Raw genomic sequence first — 22,158 nt, forward strand, 5'->3', positions numbered from 1 at the left:
TTATTACAAATATATCAGAGATTATCAATTAATAGAAAGTATTAAGTATAATTAATATGATTTATTTTTTATATGTCAAATTAATAGAAATTATTTTTTTTTTACTAAAAATTTTTTGAATTTAGGAGATAGCCAAGTTGAAAAAATATTTCTTTTTTTAGTAATAAGACAGACTGCTAATTGTTCTTTTAATGCTAATTTTTTAGCTTTCTTAAAGCCTAATATTAATAATCCTGTATCCCAACTATCAGCTTCTAAAGCTGTTGAAGAAATAACACTAACTGAAATTAAATTATGATTTACAGGTTTTCCGCTAGTAGGATCAATTAAGTGTGAAATATATTTTCCTTGAAGGTAATAGTAATTACGATAACTACCTGCTGTACTAATTGAGCTGTTTTTTAGATGTACTAATAAATGTATTGATTTTTTTTCATCAATTGGTTTTTGAATAGCAATAATTTTAGAATTTTTTTTATGGTTTTCTGTTTGAACTAATACAGTTCCGCCAACTGAGATAGTGTAATTTTTTAGTCTTTTTTTTTTAGTATATATGCTAAATGATCTACGGCAAATCCTTCACCAAGAGTAGAAAGATTAATCTCGATTCCATTCATATCTTTTTCTAAAAACATACCAAAAGAATTTTTAATCAGTTTTAAGTGTTGACTACCCGAAAGATGAATTTTTTCCTTTATTTTTTTTTTAGAAGGATAGGTAGTTGGTTTTTTTTTAGTACCAAATCCCCATATATTAATTAATGGACTAATTGTGATATCTAATTTTCCATGAGTTTTTTTGTTTATCTTTAAAGCTATTGAAATAATGTTAAAAAAATCTTTATTAATTTTTTGCAGTTGGTTTTTTTTTCGTTTATTAAATTCAGACACTATGGAATTTTTTTTCCAAGATGAAAGCATTGTTTCATCTTGATCTAAATATTTTTGTATTAAATTTTTTATATATGCTTTATTTTTTAAATTAGGAACCTTAACTTGCCAATATGTTCCCATAGTTTTTCCTGTTAACATTATAATGTTTTGTTTTTCTTTTTTTGAAGGTTTACTATAAAAATTGACTATTATAAATATAATACAAATAAAAATACTACAAATGATATTAAAAAACATAAAGAATATTGTTCTCCTAATTAATTTAAATAAATTTTAGCAATAAAATTAAAAAAATAATATTATAAATATTTTTTTAGATAATAATTATTAGTTATTATTTTTTTATTTTTCGAATATGAAAATTTACTATTTTGTAGTCTTTTTTATAATTGTTATATTAGTATCAATTTTTATATTATAGATATTAATGAGCAATGGAGTTAAATATCGATCGAGTGTATAATAAACATTTATTCCATTTTGTAATCGATTATAATAATGTTTTTATTTAGAGATTAGATTGTAATTATGAGAAAGAAATAATGAAAAAGTTAGCCATAGTATTAAGCGAAGCAATACTTATTTTAACGCTATTACTAAATTTTGGAATGTCTTGGAACGATGTTGCTCCTGTTATTAAAGACAATACTGTTTCGAGAGAAGTATCTCCTAGTTTAGCACCCATGTTAGAAAAAGTTATGCCCTCAGTAATTAGTATTAATATTGAAGGAAGTACTAGTGTACGTACTTCTCGTTTACCTCATCAATTTCAACCATTTTTTGGTGACAATTCGCCTTTTTGTCAGGGTAATTCGCCATTTCGAAATTCTCCTTTTTGTCGAGTTAATCCTGATTCTGATAGTACAAATAAAAAATTTCGTGCGTTAGGTTCTGGTGTAATTATTAATGCTGATAAAGGATACGCAGTAACAAATAATCATGTTGTTGAAAATGCAAATAAAATTCAAGTGCAATTAAGTGATGGACGTCGTTATGAAGCTCAGATAATTGGAAAGGATTCTCGTTCTGATATTGCTTTAATACAATTAAAAAATGCAAAAAATTTAAGTGCTATAAAGATTGCTGATTCTGATGCTTTACGAGTAGGAGATTATACTGTAGCTATTGGAAATCCGTATGGTCTTGGAGAAACTGTCACTTCAGGTATTATTTCTGCTTTAGGACGAAGTGGTTTAAACATCGAGCATTATGAAAATTTTATTCAAACTGATGCAGCGATTAATAGAGGTAATTCTGGTGGAGCATTAGTTAATTTAAATGGTGAATTAATAGGTATTAATACTGCTATTTTAGCACCAGATGGTGGAAACATTGGAATAGGATTTGCAATTCCTGGAAACATGGTAAAAAATTTAACTGCACAAATGGTCCAATTTGGACAAGTAAGACGTGGAGAGTTAGGAATAATAGGAATAGAATTAAATTCAGATTTAGCACAAATCATGAAGATAAACGCACAAAAAGGAACCTTTGTTAGTCGAGTTTTACCGAATTCTTCTGCATTTGAAGCAGGAATTAAGGCTGGTGATATTATAATTTCTTTAAATAAAAAACCTATTTCTAGTTTTTCAGCATTGCGTGCTGAAATAGGTTCTCTTCCAGTTACTACTAAAATGGAATTAGGAATATTCCGAGAAGGAAAAATACACAACGTCACTGTTGAATTAAAACATTCTACAAAAAACAATTTAAATTCAGAGAATATTTATATAGGAATTGAAGGTGTAGATTTAAGTGATGATGTATCTACTCAACAAAAAGGTGTAAAAGTAGAAAATGTAAAATTGAATACTCCTGCATCTAAAATTGGTTTTAAAAAAGATGATATTATTACTGGAGTTAATCAAAAATCAATAAGCAACTTAGAAGAATTAAAAAACATTTTAGATGCCAAACCTAAAATATTAGTGTTTAGTGTAAAAAGAGGTAATGATAGCATATATCTAGTAAGTGAATAATTGTTATACGGTTCCGCCCGAAAAAATACGGGCGGATTTTTATTTTTTCATCATATTATATTTCTTAATAATTGATTAATCTCTGTTTTTTTCAATGTTTTTAAATCAACTTTTTTTACAATAATAGCGGCATAAAGATTATAATTTCCATTTTTAGATGGCAAACTTCCAGACACTACGACAGAATGAGCTGGTACTCTTCCATAAAAAATTTTTCCATTTTCTCTATCATAGATTTTAGTGCTTTGTCCAATAAAAACACCCATAGAAATTACGCATCCTTTTTCTATTATAACTCCTTCTACAACTTCGGAACGAGCACCAATAAAACAATCATCTTCAATAATTGTAGGATTATTTTGTAGAGGTTCTAGAACACCTCCAATACCTACACCTCCAGATATATGTACATTTTTACCGATTTGAGCACAAGATCCTACGGTCGCCCAAGTATCTACCATAGTTCCTTCATCAATATATGCGCCTATATTTATATAAGAGGGCATGATAACTGTGTTGTAATTAATAAATGCACCATATCTTATTGTTGCCGGAGGGACTATTCGTACTTTTTCTTTTTTAAATTTTTTTTCATCATATTTTTTATATTTTAATGGAATTTTGTCGTAATAATTAGTATAATTACCTTTTGTTAAACTATTTTTTCTGATGTATATATATAGTAGAACCGCTTTTTTTAACCATTCATGTGTAATCCAAATATCGTCTTTTTTTTCTGAAATTCTAATAACGCCATTATTTAATAATTTAATAACATGAAAAACAGTTTTAATAGTATCATCATTAACATTACTGATGTTAATCATATTCTTATTTTCATAAGCTTCTTCAACTATTTTTTTTAATTCTTGCATATTTTTTATTTAACCTAATTTATGATTAATGAATAAAAAAAATTTTTATTTTAAAAAATTTAAAGAAAATTTAATTTTTATTAAATAATTTTGGAGGAATTTTTTCATCTTTTTGCCATGTTAAAATATCACATCCATACTCTGTTACTAATACAGTATGTTCATATTGAGCTGATAAAGAATGATCTCTAGTTTTTACAGTCCAGCCATCTTTCATACACTTTACTTCAGGGTTTCCAGAGTTAATCATGGGTTCAATAGTAAAAATCATTCCTTGTTTTAAAATAATATTATTTTCTTGGTTTTTATAATGTAATACATGTGGTTCTTCATGAAAATTACGACCAATTCCATGACCACAATATTCTTTTACAACAGAAAAATTATTACTTTCAACATAATTTTGAATGATTTCGCCAATTTTATATAAATGAATACCTGGTTTAACTAGTTTTAAAGATAGATAAAGGCTTTCTTGTGCGACTTGACATAAACGTTGAGATAAAATACTAGTTTTACCTATAAAAAACATTTTTGAAGTATCACCATGATAGTTATCTTTCATGATTGCAACATCTATATTGACTATATCTCCTTCTTTAAGTAATTGATTTTTATTTGGAATTCCGTGACATACTACATCATTGATAGAAATACAGATCGATTTTGGAAATCCATGATATCCCAAACATGCGGCAATCGCTTTTTTTTCGTAAACAATATACTCATGACAAATTTGGTTAATATCTTCTGTACTTATTTTTGGATGAAGGTATTTTTCTATCATTTCTAGTACTTCAGCCGCTAATTTTCCAGACATTCGCATTTTTTTAATTTCTGATTCTGTTTTAATTATACAACTCATAATATTTAGCCATTTTTTATATCAATTTTCGTAATTTAAGATATATTTAAATTATACTGTAAAATATATATTTTTTTTTAAAATTATATAAAAATATGAATAATTATTCGTTTATTAATAATAAAAATATGATATATGTTTTATATTTAGTATATAAAATAAAAAATAAAAATTAATATATTAATCTTTATTTTTGTTTAATATAATACTTATAACGTATTTAATCTTTTAAAGTCAGAGGTAATCATGGAAATAGTATCAATGCGTGATATGTTAAAAGCAGGAGTTCATTTTGGTCACCAAACACGTTATTGGAATCCAAAAATGAAATCTTTTATTTTTGGAACCCGTAATAGAGTGCATATTATTAATTTAGAAAAGACGCTTCCAATGTTTAATTTTGCTCTTTCTGAATTAAAAAAAATCTCATTACGAAAAGGTAAGATATTATTTGTAGGTACGAAAAAAGCTGCAAGTAAAGGAATCAAAGAAGCGGCTATTAATTGCGAACAATTTTATGTCAATCATCGTTGGTTAGGTGGGATGCTAACAAATTGGAAAACGGTTAGACAATCTATAAAACGCTTAAAAGATTTAGAGATAGAATCTAAAGATGGCACATTTTCTAAGTTAACTAAAAAAGAAGCTTTAATAAGAACACGGGAATTATGTAAGTTAGAAAATAGTTTAGGCGGTATTAAAAATATGGGAGGATTGCCTGATTGTTTATTTGTCATTGATGCTGCACATGAAAATATTGCAATAAAAGAAGCTAATAATTTAGGCATCCCAGTATTTGCTATCGTTGATACTAATTCCAATCCTGATGGTGTAGATTACATTATACCTGGTAACGATGATGCTATTCGATCAGTAAACTTATACTTAAAATCTGTAGTTCTTATTATTTCTAAAACAAATAAAAAAAATTTGCTAGATAAGATTTTAAGCGATTCTAAAAAGAATTTAAATATTGAATAGAAAATATTCACTAAAAATTTTGTAGAAACTTCATTGAAATAATTTATAAAAAGGAAACTAATGTGATAAATACTAACATTATTAATACTTGTCTTATTAAAGAATTAAGATCGCGTACAGGCGTAGGTTTTTTAGAATGTAAACGAGCATTATTAGAAGAAAATGGAGATATTGAGTCAGCAATTGATAATTTACGAAAGTCAGGAGAGCTAATTGCCGAAAGAAAAATAAATAATATTACTAATCAAGGTATGATTTTTTCAAAAATTAAAAATAATATTGGTGTGATGCTTGAATTAAACTGTGAAACTGATTTTGTATCTAAAGATAATTCATTTATTTCTTTAGGAGAAGATATTTTACTAGAAGCATTGGAAAAAAAAATAAAAGATATCAATCAATTAAAAGAAATTTTTGAATCAAAGAGAACAGATTTAGTGTTAAAAGTAGGTGAAAATATTAATATACGTCGTTTTCATTTTCTCGAAGGTGAAAATATTTGCTCCTATCTTCATGGAATTCGAATTGGGGTTTTAGTTAGTGCAGGTTCCTTAGATAAAACAATATTAAAAAATATTGCAATGCATATAGCTGCAAGTAAACCAACATATTTACATCCAAGAAATGTATCTAGTAAAGTTTTTGAAAGGGAATATGCAATACAATTAGACTTAACAAGTCATCTTAAAAAACCAGCGAATTTATTAAAAAAAATCATAGATGGAAAAATGAATAAATTTATTAATAGTATCTCTTTAATAGGTCAGAGTTTTGTTATAGACCCGACAAAAACAGTAGGAGATATTTTATATGAAAATGATTCATATATTAAATCATTTATTAGATTTGAACTAGGTGAGACTATATTTGAATAAATTATAAATTTAAAAACATGTTAATATAAAATATATTTAGGTTGAGAAATATGTCTACAAATAAGCAATTTATATATCGACGTATTTTATTGAAAATAAGTGGAGAAGTATTACAAGGAGCTAACAAATTTGGTATTGATATAAATTCTTTAAAAAGAATAGCAAAAGAAATTGATTCTATAGTAAAAATTGGTATTCAAGTAGGGTTAGTTATTGGAAGTGGTAATTTATTTCGTGGTGCAAAATTATCAAAGTTAGGTCTTAATCGAGTAGCTGCTGATCATATTGGCATATTATCAACAGTTATTAATAGTTTGGCTATGAGAGATACAATTAATTCAATTTCTTCTGCGAAAACGTGTTTAATGTCTGCAATACCATTAAATGGTATTTGTGAAATATATAGTTGCGAACGAGCAATAAATTTATTGTCTAATCATTTTATTATTATTTTTGCTGCTGGAACAGGTAATCCTTTTTTTACAACTGATTCAGCTGCTTGTTTACGTGGTATTGAGACAGAATCTGATATCATTTTAAAAGGTACTAAAGTTGATGGAGTATATTCAAAAGATCCAAAAAAAGATCATCGTGCTGTTCTGTATAGAACATTAACATATAAAGACGTTCTTAAAAAAGAATTAAAAGTAATGGATTTAGCTGCTTTTACACTTGCTCGAGATTATCATTTACCTATCCGAGTTTTTAACATAAACAATCCTGGGTCTTTATATCGTATTATGATAGGAAACAACGAAGGTACTCTTATTACTGAATAGACGTTTAACAAATTTAATAATATTTATTACATAAAAAAAGTATTTTATTCCATTAAGAATATATTGTATAGGTAATCATGTGATTAATCAGATTAATATAAAAACTCGTGAGCGCATGGAGACATGTATTCAAATGTTTCATAAAAATATTAATAACATTAAAACTGGTCGCGCCTCACCAACATTACTTCATAGTATTTATATTGAATATTTTGGCTCTAAAACTTCTCTACGTCAAGTATCTAGTATAATTCTTGAAGATGCCCATACTCTTAAAATTAATGTTTTTGATAATTCTATTACATCTTTAATTAGAAAAGCTATTTTAAATTCCAATCTTGATTTAAATCCAATTTTACAAGGGAAAGATATATTAATACCAATCCCTCCATTAACAGAAGAAAGAAGAAAGAGATTAATTAAATTCATTCGTAGTGAAGCCGAAAGTAGTCGTGTTATTATTCGTAATATTCGTAGAGATTCAAATGATAAAGTTAAGAGACTTCTTAAAAATAAAATTATTAGTGAAGATGCCGAACGTGCTTCTCAAATTAAGATACAAATTATGACAGATGAATGTATTAAAAAAATAGATTCTATTTTATCTGAAAAAGAAATAGAACTAATGAAGTTTTAAGGTTTTTATTGTTAAAACATATATCATATAATAAAGTATAAATTAAAAAAATTTATGTAAAAAAATTATTAATTTTTTATAATGTAAGAACATTTATGAAAAAAATCACTATTTTAGGATCAACTGGTTCTGTTGGCATTAGCGCATTATCGATTATTAAAAAAAATCCGAATTTATTTAAAGTAATTGCTTTAGTAGCTAATACAAATATTACTACTATGTTACAGCAATGTGAGTTATTTTCTCCTGATTGGGCAGCAATGAGAGATGAAAAATCTGCAAATATATTAAGAAAAAAATTAAAACGTAAAAAAATAAGAACTGAAGTTCTTTTTAAAGAAAAAGATATTTGTAGATTAGCTTCATTACAAGAAATAGATCAAGTAATATCTGCAATTGTTGGAATAGCAGGTTTATTACCAACATTATCCGCAATATATGCTGGAAAAACAGTGTTATTAGCTAATAAAGAATCTTTAATTACATGTGGTTCTTTATTCATGAAAGCACTTGCTTCAAGTGGTGCCAAAATTCTTCCTATTGATAGTGAACACAACGCTATTTTTCAAGTTCTACCTTTAGAAGTTCAAAAAAATTTAGGTATGTCTAATTTAAAAAGAAATAATATTAAGCATCTTGTTTTAACTGGTTCAGGAGGACCGTTTTATAAATTTTCTTCATCTGATTTATCTAGTGTAACTCCGAATCAAGCATGTTCTCATCCAAATTGGTTAATGGGACGAAAAATTTCTGTAGATTCAGCTACTATGATGAATAAAGGTTTAGAATATGCTGAAGCAAGATGGTTATTTAATGCATTAGAATCGGAAATTCAAATTTTGATTCATCCTGAATCAATCATTCATTCTATGGTCCAATATTCTGATGGTGCTTTATTAGCACAATTATCAGTTCCTGATATTAGAATTTCTATTTCATATGCTATGTCTTGGCCCGATCGTATTTATTCAGGAGTTAATTGTGTAAATTTTTCTAAAATAAATAACCTATCGTTTTTTGAACCGAACTTCATTCAATTTCCATGCTTAAAATTAGCAATTGATTCTTTCTCTCAAGGTCAATCCGCTATGATTGTTTTAAATGCTGCCAATGAAATTGCCGTGTCAGCTTTTCTTGATTCTAAAATTTCTTTTACTAAAATTTATGAAATAAATAGTGAAACACTAACGTTTTCCTGTTTTTCAGAACCTGATTGTATTGAAGATGTTTTAGAGATTGATAGACAAGCTAGAATATTGGCTAAAAATAAAGTGTTGTCTTTGATTTTTTAACAATACATTTTTTTAATGTATTAATCATTTAATTTAGAATATTTTAATAAAATTCTATTTTTCAAGAGAAATATATATATTCTATGCAGTATAAATATTTATTAGAACATAACGAAAAACATCATAAACACAATCCTCGTCATGTCGCAATTATTATGGATGGAAATGGACGTTGGGCTAATAAACAAGGTAAAATGCGTATTTTAGGGCATAAAGAAGGTTTTAAAGCAGTTAAGAGAGCAATAAGATTTTCTATTATAAATAATTTAAAAATATTAACATTATACGCTTTTAGTAGTGAGAATTGGAATCGTCCGTTATCTGAAATTAAATCATTAATGGAATTATTTTCTTATGCATTAGATAGTGAAATCAAAAATTTAAAAAAATATAATATTAGATTAAAGGTTATCGGCGACATAACATATTTTAATAAAAAATTACAAAGTAGTATTTATAATGCAGAAAAAATAAGTTTACAGAATAGTGGTTTAATATTAAATATAGCTGCAAATTATGGTGGAAGATGGGATATCATTCAAGGTATCAAGAAAATTATTAATAAAGTTCAACAAGGCGTTTTAAATATAAATGACATTAAAGAAAACACTTTTTCTCAATATTTATCTACTAGTCAACTGCTTCCAGTAGATCTCGTTATTAGGACAGGAGGAGAAAAAAGAATTAGTAATTTTTTATTATGGCAAATAGCTTATTCTGAGTTATATTTTACTGATGTTTTGTGGCCTGATTTTAATCAATGTGTTTTTCAGCATGCTATAGATTCTTTTATATCTCGTGAACGTCGTTTTGGAGGATTTAAAATATATGAGAAATAGTATATTTTTATATCATTAAAGTTCTTAGGAAAATCAAATTTGTATTCATATTAAATAATGACGCTTTTAATTTTTTTTAAAAAAATATTTTTTGATGAGTAATGACATGAAAATATAAAAAAAGTGTCTTTTAAATTTTTTTTTACTTCATAATTTCTAATAAATTTAAATTTTTTTAATAAATTTTACGAAAGAAGAAATCTATTGTAGGAAAAATTATAATAATAATGTTCATTAAAAATTTTTTTATAGCTTTTTTAATGTTTTTTAGCCTAATAGTTTGTGCAAAAAATACATTCCTTGTTAAAGATATTCAGTTTAAAGGATTGAAAAATTTTTCACAAAATGAAGCCTTAAAAAGTATTGTTTTTAGCATCGGAAATCAAATATCTCAATATGATGTACAAAATAGCATTAAATCTTTATTTAAAACAGGAAAATTTGAAGATATTAAAGTAGTTCTTTCAGACAAAACTGTGATCTTTAATGTGAGAGAAAGACCCATTATTTCTAATGTTGCTATTTCTGGTAATCATATTATTAATAATTCTATTTTAGATAAATATTTAGCACAATTAAATATTGAAAAAAGCAAGCCATTTAATGATTTTTTCACTGATATATTTGTTAAAGAAATAGGAGATGCTTATCATGATTTCGGAAGATATAAATCAAATGTAAAAATATTAAAAATTTTTTCTGAAAGTAATACTGTTAATTTAAAAATATTAATTAATGAAGGTATACCTATAAAAATTAATAGTATTAATATACTTGGCATTCAAAATTTTTCTAAAGAAGAAATTTTTTCATTGTTAAAATCAAAAGATCATCATTCTTGGTGGAATATTTTAAGTAAATGTATTTATTCTTCAAAAGAATTAAACAATGATTTAGAACGTTTAAAATATTTCTATTTGAGTCATGGATATTTTTATTTTCATGTAAATTCTAAAAAAATAGATTTTATTCAAGATCAAAATAAGATAAATATCACAATAAATATTTCTGAAGGTAAAAAATATAATATTTCAAATTTTTTTATTAATGGAAATGTATTTCCATATCAAGATGTAATTTCAAATTTTATCAACATTAATCATTATGAACTTTACAATCAGGAAAAAATTGACATTATAGTAAATAAGATAAGAAGATTTTTACATGAAAACGGATATATTAATGCTCAGGTTATAGTTATTCCAAAAGTTAATCATGAAAAAAAAACAATAGTACTAGACTTTGATATTGATATTAAACAACGTTTTTTTGTCAACAGAATTCATTTTTCAGGGAATGAAGTAACTCAAGATAAAGTTTTACGTCGTGAAATCAAACAAGTAGAAGGTAAATATTTTAATATAAAATTACTAGAATTAGGTAAAACATTGTTAGAAAAAACTCATTATTTTAGTGACGTTGAAATAATTACAAAAATAAATCCTCATAAATCTAATCAAGTTGATATTACGTATAAAGTAAAAGAACAACCTACTGGTTCTATAAATTTTGGTCTGGGATATGGAGTAGATAGTGGCATAAGCTTTAATATGTCTTTTTCTCAAGAAAATATATTTGGTTCTGGAAATTCTTTAAAAGCTAATATTATTAAAAATGAAAATCAAAAATATGCTGATATATCAATGAGTTATCCATATTTTTTTTCTAACAGTATAGATTTAAACACCAGAGTTTTTTATAATGATTTGAAATATCATTTTAATAATATCTCAAATCTTCTAAAAAAAACTTATGGTTTTGAAAGTAATTTAGGTTTTTCAATTAATGATACTAATAAACTAAACTTTGGATTTGGATTTACCCATAATGGTATTAATAATCAAGAAAAAAAGATTGATTCTTCTCTATTAATTAAAAAATCGTTAAATACCATATTTCTAAAAAATGATTTTGTAGATGATTTTACTATAAATTATTCGTGGATATATTCTAATTTAGAATATCTTTATTTTCCTGTCTCTGGAAATCAAATACATATTAGTGGAAAAAATACTCTTCCTGGTTCCGATAATAGTTTTTATAAAATAATGTTGGATAGTGAGAACTTTATTCCATTAGATAAAGAGAAGAGTTTTATATTTTTAAGTCACATCTATATGGGAGTAGGAAACATTTTTAATAAAGAAAAATTGCCTTTTTATGAGAATTTCTATACTAGTAGTGTGAATAATATTCGTGGTTTTCGTATAAACACTATCGGTCCTAAATCAACGTATGAAAATACTAATTCAGAAGACTGTATTGGATATGAAAATAATAATTTCTGTGAATCCATTGATTCTATCGGTGGAAATTTAACCTTTTCTTCTAATTTAGAGCTTATTGTACCTTTTCCCTTGATAGATCAAAAATACTCTAAATTTCTTCGTGCGTCTTTATTTTTAGATGTTGGTAATATTTGGGATATACAATACAAGAATCCTAGAAATGTTAATTTTTTTTCATTTGTAAAAGATAATATATTAGATGATGTTTATTCATCAGTTGGTTGTTCGTTACAATGGTTTTCCCCAATTGGTCCATTAGTTTTTTCTTATGCAATTCCTATTACAAAAAATAAAAATTATCAATTGGAACCATTTCAATTTAACATTGGCAAAAATTGGTAACTATAATATAAATTAAGAAAAAATTATTTGATGTATATAATTATGAAAATATAAAAATATTTCATTTGTTAAAATTACATAAGCAATACAATCTTTCTTTAATCTATATTTTAAAATATGATATTGATTTTAATAAAACATTTAAAATAAGGTAAATATTTTGAATTTGATAAATAATATATTACATATCAAAAAAATTTTACAAATTTTACCTCATCGCTATCCTTTTTTACTAATTGATCGAGTTTTAAATTTTGAAATATTTAAATCTTTACAAGCAATCAAAAACTGCACTATAAATGAACCGTATTTTCAAGGACATTTTTTAAATGAACCAATTTTTCCTGGTGTATTAATTGTTGAAGCTATGGCTCAAGCAGCAAGTATTTTAATATATATTAGTACAGGTGAATTAAACATCAATAAATTATATCATTTTGTAGGAATAGATAATACTCGTTTTAAAAAAACAGTTATTCCTGGGGATCAAATGTTTATAGAAGTAACTATTTTAAAATCCAATAAAAATATTTTAGTTTTTAAAAATATAGCTGTAGTAAACAATAATATCATTTGTAAATCTAATATTATTTTTGCTAAAAAATATTTATCTTAAAAATATGTATTTATCTAATAAATTTCGGAAAATATATGAATGAACCAAAATTTATTCATCTTCATGTACATAGCGATTACTCAATTATTGATGGATTATCAAAACCTGAGGAATTAGTTAAAAAAGCGGCATTGTTAAATATGCCAGCTATTGCTATAACTGATTACAACAATTTACACGGTGTAATTAAATTTTATAATATGGCTCATAAGTTAGGTTTGAAACCTATTATTGGTGTGACAGTACAATTTTTTTCTAATTTAATAAATAATAAACTAACAAAATTAACTTTATTAGCTTCTACTCAAGAAGGATATAAAAATTTAATCTTATTAATTTCTCGCTCTTATCAAAAAGGATACACTAATAATAGTGATGTCACTATTGAAAAAAAATGGTTATTAGAAATTAATAAGGGATTAATACTACTTTCTGGTGGTTCTCAAGGTGAACTAGGAAAAATTTTACTTAATGGTCAAACATCATTGATATCTACTTGTTTATCATTTTATCAGAAATATTTTCCTGATTCTTACTATTTAGAATTATTTCGTACAAATCGAGATAATGAAGAAACATATTTACACTTGGCTATAGATTTATCTTTATCTACAGGTGTTCCTGTTGTTGCTACTAATGATGTGTGTTTTTTAAATGAAGAAGATTTTAAAATTCATAAAATTAGAATTGCTATTAATGAAGGTGAAATATTACAGAATTCAAAAATTCAAAATAATTATAGTGATCAACAGTTTTTAAAAACTGAAAAAGAAATGTCTGATCTTTTTTCAGATATTCCAGAAGCGCTTATAAATAGTGTAGAAATTGCAAAACGTTGTAATGTTTTTATACATTCTGGAAGATATTTTTTACCTCAGTTTTCAACTGGAAAAATCAGTGTTGAAAATTACTTAATTACACAAGCATATAAAGGTATAAAAAACCGTTTAAGTCTTTTGGATGTCAATAATAAAAAATATAAACATATTTATAATCAATATAAAAATCGTTTAGATATGGAACTAAATGTCATTAATAAAATGGGTTTTCCTGGATATTTTTTAATCGTTATGGAATTTATACAATGGTCAAAAGATAATAATATACCAGTAGGTCCAGGACGAGGTTCTGGCGCCGGTTCTCTTGTAGCATATGCTTTAAATATTACGGAAGTGAATCCATTATCTTTTGATCTTTTATTTGAAAGATTTTTAAATCCAGAACGTGTTTCAATGCCTGATTTTGATATTGATTTTTGCATGGAAAAACGTGATAAAGTAATTGATCATGTTTCAAATATATATGGTAGAAACGCAGTAGCACAAATTATTACTTTTGGAACATTAACAGCAAAAGCTGTTATTAGAGACGTAGGTCGTGTTTTAGGATATCCATATGGATTTATTAATAAATTATCTAAGTTAGTACCTTTAGACCCCGGAATAACTTTGAACGAAGCTTTTTCTAAAGAATCTGAACTATCTAATCTTTATAAAAACAATGAAGACGTAAAAAAAATAATTGATATTGCTAAAAAATTAGAAGGAATCAATAGAAATGTTGGAAAACATGCAGGAGGAGTAGTTATTTCACCTACTAAAATTACTGATTTTTGTCCATTATATTGTGATGAAAAAGGGAATAATCCAGTAACGCAATTTGATAAAAATGATATAGAATATATCGGATTAGTAAAGTTTGATTTTCTTGGTTTACGTACATTAACTATTATTAATTATACAGTAGAAATGATTAATATGAAACTTAAGTTTCATAAAAAGAAATTAATAAATATTAATTCGATCCCTCTTGATGATATAAAATGTTTTAATGTATTAAAAAAATCTGAAACTACTGGTGTATTCCAATTAGAATCTTATGGTATGAAAGATTTAATTAAAAGATTACAACCTGATTGTTTTGAAGATATAATTGCTTTAGTAGCACTATTTAGACCTGGTCCCTTACAATCTGGTATGGTCGATAACTTTATTAATCGAAAACATGGACGTGAGAAAATTTCATACCCTGATCATAAATGGCAACATATACTATTAAAACCTATATTGGAATCAACATATGGAATCATATTATATCAAGAACAAGTAATGCAGATAGCACAAGTTTTAGCAGGTTATACACTAGGAAGTGCAGATATTTTAAGACGAGCAATGAGTAAAAAAAATTTAAAAGATATGTCAAAACAACGTGCTATATTTGAAGCAGGAGCTTTAAAAAATGGCATTAATAAAAAATTATCAGTAAAAATTTTTGATTTATTAGAAAAATTTGCAGGATATGGATTTAATAAATCTCATTCTGTAGCTTATGCTTTAGTCTCTTATCAAACTTTATGGTTAAAATCACACTATCCTGCTGAATTTATGGCTGCAGCTATGACATCTGATATAGACAATACAGAAAAAATTATTGTTTTAGTTAATGAATCGTTAAATATAGGATTAAAAATTATACCTCCAAATATTAATTTAAGTAAATATGAATTTTATGTAAATGATTTAAATAATATAGTTTATGGTATTGGTGCTATTAAGGGTATAGGAGAAAATTCAGTACGAAATCTTATTGAAGAACGTGAAAAAAATGGATTTTTTTACGATTTGTTTGATCTTTGTATGAGAATTGATTCTAATAAGATAACTCGTAGAGTACTAGAAAAATTGATAATGTCTGGAAGTTGCGATTGTTTTAATCAAAGTAGAAATTACTTACTTAAATCGATTGATGATGCTATAAATGCATCAAAAGAATCTCTTAGAACAAAATTTTTTCAACAGGAAAGTCTTTTCGGTGTTTTTAAAAATGAGTTAAAACAAGTAAAAAAAAATAATTTTAATAAATTAATTTATTCTGAAAAAAATAAATTAGAAAACGAATATCAAGTACTAGGATTTTATCTTACAGGACATCCTATTGATCAATATAAACAAGAATTAAAACACTATGTTAATGGAATAAAATTATCACAATTAAAATTTTTTGAAAAAAATAGAAAAGTTTTAGTCGCAGGAATTATAGTTTCCATTAAAATTAAAATAACTAAAAGTAAAAACCGTATAGCTATTTTAATATTAGATGATAATACTAGTCGTTTAGAAGTTATAATTTTTACAGTTTTATTAGATTTACATGAATCTATTTTAAAAATCAATACACTATTATTTGTAAGAGGAGTTTTAAACCTTAGTTTTGTTAGTAAAAATATTAAAATGACAGCTTATGATCTTATAGATTTAAGCATCATGAGAAAAAAACATATATACAGATTAATAATTATATTAAATGAAGAAAAAACTGAGATGTTTTTTTTAAATAAATTGTATGAATGTTTAGATAAACAATCTAAAGGAAATATTCCTGTTTGTATTTCTTACTATAAAAAAAGCTCATATTTAAATTTGTCATTAAATAAAAAATGGTTTGTTACAATTAGTGATGATTTATTAAATGAATTAAAATTATTAGTAGGATCAGAAAAAATAAAATTAGACTATATTTAGAAAGATATTGATCTTTATAAATAACATTGTAATTAATAATTTTAGTTTATAAGTTTTTTCACAATAAATTTTGTTATATCTTGTATATTGACTAGAATATTTTTCTTGTTTTTTCTTGCGCAATATTCAACATTATTATTATTAATAGAGCGTGTACTAATAATAATTTGATGAGGAATACCAATTAAATCCATTTCGTTAAACATGACTCCTGGTCGTTCATTTCGATCATATAAGATCACATCCACTCCTATTTTTTTAAAATTTTGATATAAAACGTGTGCTATTTTTTTAATTTCATTATCTTTATTCATATTTACAGGCAAAATAACTACTTCAAAAGGTGCAATAGAATTTGGCCAAATAATACCATTACTGTCATGATTTTGTTCAATAATAGCTGCTGCAATACGTGTTATTCCTATTCCATAACATCCCATATATAAATTTTCTTGATGACCATTTTTTGTTTTGATAGACTTATTCATTATTCTAGAATATTTTTGTTCAAGTTGAAATATATGACCAATTTCAATACTTTTTTTAATATTTAAATGGCCTGTTCCATTAGGACTTAAATCATTTTTTGTTACTTTTCTAATATCTTTAATTATTGGAATAGGTAAATCAATATTCCAGTTTACATTAATAAAAAAATGTTTATTAATGTTTGAACCAATAGTAAAATCTTTCATTTTGTAAGTAGAAATATCAGCAATAACAGGAATTTTTAATCCTAAAGGACCTAAGAATTTTTTTTTCACTCCTATCAATAAAATAATTTCTTTTTCACTAAGAAATACTAAAGGTTTTTTTAAAATTTCAATTTTTTCTATTTTAAATAAATTTAATTCATGATCGCCTCGTATTAATAATGCAGCTATTGAAGTAATATTATCTGTTTTTATCTGAACTAAAAAAGTTTTAATTTGATTTTCTAATGGTGTATTTAATTTTTCAGAAATTACTATAGACTTTTTTGTTTTTGTTTTTTTTTGAAGAATCTTGTATGAATCTTTTTTTTTAAAAAAATTAATTGTTTCGATAGATTTAGCCATATTTATATTTGAAGAATATGATCTATCGTTAGAAAAAACTATTTCATCTTCTCCATTTTCAGAAAACGCTTGAAATTCATGAGAAATATTTCCTCCCATCGAACCTGAATCAGCTTTTACTACACAAAAATCTAACTTCATTTTTTTAAATATATTTATATAACTATTATGGAATTTATTATAAGTATTTTCCAGACAATCTTGATTTATATGAAAAGAGTAAGCATCTTTCATAGTAAATTCGCGCGTTCTAATTATTCCAAAACGAGGTCGTATTTCATCTCTAAATTTTGTTTGTATTTGATATACTATTAATGGTAGTTCTTTATATGAATGTATCTCAGAACTGATAAAATTAGTAACAACTTCTTCATTAGTAGGTCCTAAAATAAACTGATTTTTACGACGATCGGAGAATTTTAATAATTCTTCTCCATATACACTTAATCGTTCGCTTTCTTTCCATAAATATTCAGGTTGGATAATAGGCATTGATATTTCTAATGCATTGATTTTTTCCATCTCTTTTTTAATAATTTTTTTTATTTTTTTTAGTACTCTAATCCCAGTTGGAAGCCAGATATATAAACCTGAAGATGTTTTTCTAATCATACCACTTCGCAACATTAGTTGATGGCTAATAATTTTTGCGTCAGAGGGTATATTTTTTAAAGTTGATAATAAATATTGACTTATAAGCATTTATTAAGGTCTCAAAAATAAAATTTTTTATGAAAAATAGAGTGGTTTTGTTGGGAAAAATTTATTTTTAACAGTGGATGTAATTTTATTATATAATAACATTATATTTTAAATAGTTTATTTTAAATTTATATATTTTAAAATTAAAAACATAGATAATTGTAATATGAATTTAAAACATTATATACATTTGAAGATTAAATATAAATATATATTATATTGATTTTGAAAAAAATAGATATGATCTATTTATATCATAAATAAAATTAGCTTGTTTTTTTTTAAATACAGAGGTTTAATGAACTTTTTACGTATAAAAATAGTGGTTAAAAATATTTATAATGAATCAGAATATGAATGAAGAAAAGACAGAAAATCCCACCGAGCATCGTATTAGAAAATTTCGAAAAAAAGGACAAACAAAATATTCTAGAGAACTTAATTCTTTATTAATTTTATTAGTTGGATTTATAAATTTATGGTGGTATAGAGATTTAATTATTTTTAATTTGACTACAGTGATGTCGAATAGTTTTTGTTTTGATAAAATTGATCTTCTAAATCAAAATAATATTTTATTAAATATATTTTTATATTTAAAAAATATATTATTTGTTTTTTTTCCATTTTTAATATCTTTGTTAATTGTAAGCACGATACCTCCTATATTGTTTAGTGGTATTAAATTGAATTTTAAATCATTAAAATTCAATTTTATAAAATTAAATCCTCTTGAGGGTTTCAAAAGAATATTTTCTTTTCAAATAATAATAGAGTTGTTAAAAATTATATTAAAATTATTTATAGTTAGCGGTATATCTTTTTGGTATTTATGGGTTTCTTTTTCTAAAATATTATTTTTGAATAATAAGAATTACATATCTTCATTATTAGGTGGATGTAATATAATTGCTGTTTGTTGTTTTTTAGTCATACTAGGACTAGTTCCTATCGTGTTTTTTGATGTTATTTGGCAACAATTTAACTACTATAAAAAATTAAAAATGACTCGTCAAGAAATTAAAGATGAATTAAGAGAAAAAGAAGGAAATCCAAATATTAAAATACGGATTCGTCAAGAAATGAAAGCTGCTATGCGTAGAAGAATGATTTCTGATATTCCTAAAGCCGATGTAGTGATAACTAATCCTATACATTATTCAGTTGCACTGAAATATGATGTAAATAAAATGAATGCACCTAAGGTAATAGCTAAAGGTATAGGTGAAATAGCTATTAAAATACAAAATTTAGCTATCAAAAATAATATCTCTATTATTTCTGCACCATCATTAGCTCGTTCATTATACCGTTATTCTGAAATAGGACAATATATTCCTGGTCCTCTTTACAAAGCTGTTGCAGAGGTTTTAGCATGGGTTTGGAAGGTGCGAAAATGGAAAAAAGAAGGGGGAATTTTCCCTGAAAAACCTAGAAATATATTAGTTCCATCAGAATTAACTTTTACAGGAGAACAGAAACCTAATGATTAATTTATCTTCTTTTTTTCGTATCGTAAAAAGTTTGAAAACAACGCAATGGCAAATACTTGCTGGTCCAGTACTTATTTTAATGATTTTATCAATGATGGTTTTGCCATTAGCACCCTTCGTCTTGGATATTTTTTTTACTTTTAATATTGCTTTATCAATAATTATTTTACTTGTTTCTATGTTTACTCGTCATACTTTAGAGTTTACTGCTTTTCCAACAATTTTGCTCTTCTCTACACTATTACGTTTGGCATTAAACGTAGCTTCTACACGTATTATTTTTTTAAGAGGTCATACTGGAACTGATTCAGCAGGAAGAGTTATTGAATCATTTGGTCATTTTTTAGTTGGTGGAAATTTTGCTATCGGGATAGTTGTATTTGTAATTTTAGTTATTATTAATTTTATTGTGATTACAAAAGGTGCTAGTAGAATTGCAGAAGTTGGTGCACGATTTATATTAGATGCTATGCCAGGAAAACAAATGGCAATTGATGCAGATTTAAATGCAGGTTTAATTGGTGAAGAAAAAGCTAAAAAACGTCGTATAAATATAACACAAGAAGCTGATTTTTACGGTTCTATGGATGGTGCTAGCAAGTTTGTACGAGGAGATGCAATTGCTGGAATTTTAATCATGATAATTAATATTGTTGGAGGTTTAATTATTGGTCTGATACAACATCATATGTTGTTAAATAAAGCTGTAGAAGTCTATACATTATTAACTATTGGAGATGGTTTAGTAGCACAAATTCCAGCTTTAGTTATTTCTACTGCGGCAGGTGTTATTGTAACGCGTGTTAGTAGCAATCAAAATGTTGGAGAACAAATGGTTAGTCAATTATTTTATAATCCTCAAGTTATTTTATTAAGTGCAATAGTATTAGGTGTTTTTGGTTTAGTTCCAGGTATGCCAAATATTATATTTTTAGTATTTACAATTTTATTGTTTATTCTTTCTTGGTGGTTATATGAAAAAAAATATGACTTGGATAATAATTTTTTAAGTTCTGATAAAAAATATAAAGTAATACATGATTCTATTTCAGAAGCATCTTGGAACGATGTTGAATTAGAAGATCCGATTAGAATAGAAATAGGTTATAAATTAACACCTATGACTGATGTCAATCAAAAAGGTGATTTATTAGATAGAATTCGTGTAGTTCGTAAAAAAATAGCTCAAGAAATTGGATTTTTGCCTCCATTAATACGTGTAAAAAATAATATGAATTTATCAGGAAATATTTATCGTATTTTTATTAAAGGAGTAGAAGTAGGTCAAGGAAAATGCTTTTATGAACGTTTTATGGCTATTCATTCAGGAAGAGCAATCGAACCCTTGCCTTTTGAAAAAATCTATGAACCTACTTTTGGTTTATCTGGTTATTGGATTGATGAAGAATTTAAAAATACTGCTCAAAAAAAAGGTTATTCTGTTATAGAATCTAGTGTCGTAATTTCCACGCATTTAAATTTTTTGATTACTAATCATATTGATGAATTATTTGGTCGTCAAGAAACCCAACAATTATTAGAACGTGTTAGCATAGAAATGCCTAAATTAACTGAGGATTTAATTCCAAATGTAATTAATTTAACAGTTCTTCATAAAGTTCTGAAAAATTTATTGTTAGAACATGTTCCAATACGTGATATGAGAACTATTTTAGAAACGTTGTCAGAATGTGCAGATACTCAAAAAGATCCAAATGAATTAACTAGTATTGTGCGTATTTCCTTAAAAAAAGTTTTAATGCAAAAATTATTTGGTCATAATAGCATTATCGAAATAATAGGATTAGAATCAAATTTAGAACAATTGTTATTAAATAGTTTACAATCAGGAACTAATACTCTAGAGCCTACTTTGTCTGAAAGTTTATTAATAAAAACAAAAGAAGCTATTAAAAAACAATTATCAATAGGTTCTCCTCTTGTGTTATTAGTCAGTCATCCTATTAGATATTTTTTATCTCGATTTTTACGTCAAAGTTTTCCAGAATTAACTGTTTTATCTCAATTTGAGATTATAGATATAAAAAAAATAAAAATGACTAATATCATTGGTTCTTAATATAAATAAAATTATTTTATCCGTATTTTAATATAGGCTGGTG

General features: G+C 25.3%; 17 protein-coding genes. 12 read left to right on the forward strand and 5 right to left on the reverse strand.

What is annotated here, in order from left to right:
• Positions 1–90: 90 nt before the first annotated feature.
• Together G4A98_01125 and G4A98_01130 are read right to left on the reverse strand one after the other, a co-directional pair.
• Positions 91–576 (reverse strand): hypothetical protein, encoded by a 486-nt coding sequence (locus G4A98_01125; GenBank protein QIQ42168.1) that lies wholly within the window; start codon positions 574–576, stop codon positions 91–93.
• Positions 531–1,130: a thiamine biosynthesis protein ApbE gene (locus G4A98_01130; protein ID QIQ41819.1), complete on the reverse strand. Its 600-nt coding sequence runs from the start codon at positions 1,128–1,130 to the stop codon at positions 531–533. The genes G4A98_01125 and G4A98_01130 overlap by 46 nt, the downstream gene beginning before the upstream one ends.
• Positions 1,131–1,435: 305 nt before the next feature.
• Between G4A98_01130 and degP the strand changes: the two genes are divergently transcribed.
• Positions 1,436–2,872 (forward strand): serine endoprotease DegP, encoded by a 1,437-nt coding sequence (gene degP / locus G4A98_01135; GenBank protein QIQ41820.1) that lies wholly within the window; start codon positions 1,436–1,438, stop codon positions 2,870–2,872.
• Positions 2,873–2,922: 50 nt separating this feature from the next.
• Here degP and dapD read toward each other — a convergent pair whose 3' ends face one another.
• Both dapD and map read right to left on the reverse strand, forming a co-directional pair.
• On the reverse strand, positions 2,923–3,747 hold the full coding sequence (dapD, locus tag G4A98_01140) for a 2,3,4,5-tetrahydropyridine-2,6-dicarboxylate N-succinyltransferase (protein QIQ41821.1): 825 nt from the start codon (positions 3,745–3,747) through the stop codon (positions 2,923–2,925).
• Between the two features lie 70 nt (positions 3,748–3,817).
• Positions 3,818–4,612: a type I methionyl aminopeptidase gene (map, locus tag G4A98_01145; protein QIQ41822.1), complete on the reverse strand. Its 795-nt coding sequence runs from the start codon at positions 4,610–4,612 to the stop codon at positions 3,818–3,820.
• 246 nt (positions 4,613–4,858) lie between these two features.
• On the opposite strand from map, the gene rpsB reads away from it, so the two are divergent.
• From rpsB to dnaE, 9 genes are all read left to right on the forward strand, one after another.
• Entirely contained in the window at positions 4,859–5,593 is a 735-nt protein-coding gene (gene rpsB, locus G4A98_01150; GenBank protein ID QIQ41823.1) for a 30S ribosomal protein S2, read from the forward strand.
• Between the two features lie 65 nt (positions 5,594–5,658).
• The gene (gene tsf, locus G4A98_01155) at positions 5,659–6,468 is read left to right on the forward strand and encodes an elongation factor Ts (GenBank protein ID QIQ42169.1); all 810 of its coding nucleotides are present in this window, start codon (positions 5,659–5,661) and stop codon (positions 6,466–6,468) included.
• A 50-nt stretch (positions 6,469–6,518) separates the two neighbouring features.
• Positions 6,519–7,247 carry a UMP kinase gene (pyrH, locus tag G4A98_01160; protein QIQ41824.1) on the forward strand — a complete coding sequence of 243 codons (729 nt, stop codon included), beginning with the start codon at positions 6,519–6,521 and terminating at the stop codon, positions 7,245–7,247.
• Between the two features lie 79 nt (positions 7,248–7,326).
• On the forward strand, positions 7,327–7,884 hold the full coding sequence (gene frr / locus G4A98_01165; GenBank protein QIQ41825.1) for a ribosome recycling factor: 558 nt from the start codon (positions 7,327–7,329) through the stop codon (positions 7,882–7,884).
• Positions 7,885–7,979: 95 nt separating this feature from the next.
• The gene (ispC, locus tag G4A98_01170) at positions 7,980–9,176 is read left to right on the forward strand and encodes a 1-deoxy-D-xylulose-5-phosphate reductoisomerase (protein ID QIQ41826.1); all 1,197 of its coding nucleotides are present in this window, start codon (positions 7,980–7,982) and stop codon (positions 9,174–9,176) included.
• 83 nt (positions 9,177–9,259) lie between these two features.
• Positions 9,260–10,015: a di-trans,poly-cis-decaprenylcistransferase gene (gene uppS / locus G4A98_01175; protein QIQ41827.1), complete on the forward strand. Its 756-nt coding sequence runs from the start codon at positions 9,260–9,262 to the stop codon at positions 10,013–10,015.
• 227 nt (positions 10,016–10,242) lie between these two features.
• On the forward strand, positions 10,243–12,645 hold the full coding sequence (bamA, locus tag G4A98_01180) for an outer membrane protein assembly factor BamA (protein ID QIQ41828.1): 2,403 nt from the start codon (positions 10,243–10,245) through the stop codon (positions 12,643–12,645).
• Between the two features lie 160 nt (positions 12,646–12,805).
• Positions 12,806–13,261: a 3-hydroxyacyl-ACP dehydratase FabZ gene (gene fabZ, locus G4A98_01185; GenBank protein QIQ41829.1), complete on the forward strand. Its 456-nt coding sequence runs from the start codon at positions 12,806–12,808 to the stop codon at positions 13,259–13,261.
• A 35-nt stretch (positions 13,262–13,296) separates the two neighbouring features.
• Positions 13,297–16,782: a DNA polymerase III subunit alpha gene (gene dnaE / locus G4A98_01190; protein ID QIQ41830.1), complete on the forward strand. Its 3,486-nt coding sequence runs from the start codon at positions 13,297–13,299 to the stop codon at positions 16,780–16,782.
• A 41-nt stretch (positions 16,783–16,823) separates the two neighbouring features.
• Here dnaE and G4A98_01195 read toward each other — a convergent pair whose 3' ends face one another.
• Positions 16,824–18,542: a proline--tRNA ligase gene (locus tag G4A98_01195; protein ID QIQ41831.1), complete on the reverse strand. Its 1,719-nt coding sequence runs from the start codon at positions 18,540–18,542 to the stop codon at positions 16,824–16,826.
• Between the two features lie 341 nt (positions 18,543–18,883).
• Here G4A98_01195 and flhB point away from each other — a divergent pair, with 341 nt between their 5' ends.
• Entirely contained in the window at positions 18,884–20,035 is a 1,152-nt protein-coding gene (gene flhB / locus G4A98_01200; protein ID QIQ41832.1) for a flagellar type III secretion system protein FlhB, read from the forward strand.
• Positions 20,028–22,115 (forward strand): flagellar biosynthesis protein FlhA, encoded by a 2,088-nt coding sequence (gene flhA, locus G4A98_01205; GenBank protein QIQ41833.1) that lies wholly within the window; start codon positions 20,028–20,030, stop codon positions 22,113–22,115. Before flhB ends, flhA begins: the two co-directional genes overlap by 8 nt.
• The last annotated feature ends 43 nt before the right edge of the window (positions 22,116–22,158 follow it).

Source organism: Buchnera aphidicola (Microlophium carnosum) (assembly GCA_011752475.1).
Taxonomy (GTDB): Bacteria; Pseudomonadota; Gammaproteobacteria; order Enterobacterales; family Enterobacteriaceae; genus Buchnera; species Buchnera aphidicola_BG.

Bases quoted from the DNA above. Each gene is read 5' to 3' on its own strand.
- ispC (QIQ41826.1), top strand. From the start codon at position 7,980: ATGAAAAAAATCACTATTTTAGGATCAACTGGTTCTGTTGGCATTAGC.
- G4A98_01195 (QIQ41831.1), bottom strand. From the start codon at position 18,542: ATGCTTATAAGTCAATATTTATTATCAACTTTAAAAAATATACCCTCT.
- dapD (QIQ41821.1), bottom strand. From the start codon at position 3,747: ATGCAAGAATTAAAAAAAATAGTTGAAGAAGCTTATGAAAATAAGAAT.
- uppS (QIQ41827.1), top strand. From the start codon at position 9,260: ATGCAGTATAAATATTTATTAGAACATAACGAAAAACATCATAAACAC.
- bamA (QIQ41828.1), top strand. From the start codon at position 10,243: ATGTTCATTAAAAATTTTTTTATAGCTTTTTTAATGTTTTTTAGCCTA.
- dnaE (QIQ41830.1), top strand. From the start codon at position 13,297: ATGAATGAACCAAAATTTATTCATCTTCATGTACATAGCGATTACTCA.
- map (QIQ41822.1), bottom strand. From the start codon at position 4,612: ATGAGTTGTATAATTAAAACAGAATCAGAAATTAAAAAAATGCGAATG.
- flhB (QIQ41832.1), top strand. From the start codon at position 18,884: ATGAATCAGAATATGAATGAAGAAAAGACAGAAAATCCCACCGAGCAT.
- degP (QIQ41820.1), top strand. From the start codon at position 1,436: ATGAAAAAGTTAGCCATAGTATTAAGCGAAGCAATACTTATTTTAACG.
- rpsB (QIQ41823.1), top strand. From the start codon at position 4,859: ATGGAAATAGTATCAATGCGTGATATGTTAAAAGCAGGAGTTCATTTT.
- flhA (QIQ41833.1), top strand. From the start codon at position 20,028: ATGATTAATTTATCTTCTTTTTTTCGTATCGTAAAAAGTTTGAAAACA.
- G4A98_01130 (QIQ41819.1), bottom strand. From the start codon at position 1,130: ATGTTTTTTAATATCATTTGTAGTATTTTTATTTGTATTATATTTATA.
- pyrH (QIQ41824.1), top strand. From the start codon at position 6,519: ATGTCTACAAATAAGCAATTTATATATCGACGTATTTTATTGAAAATA.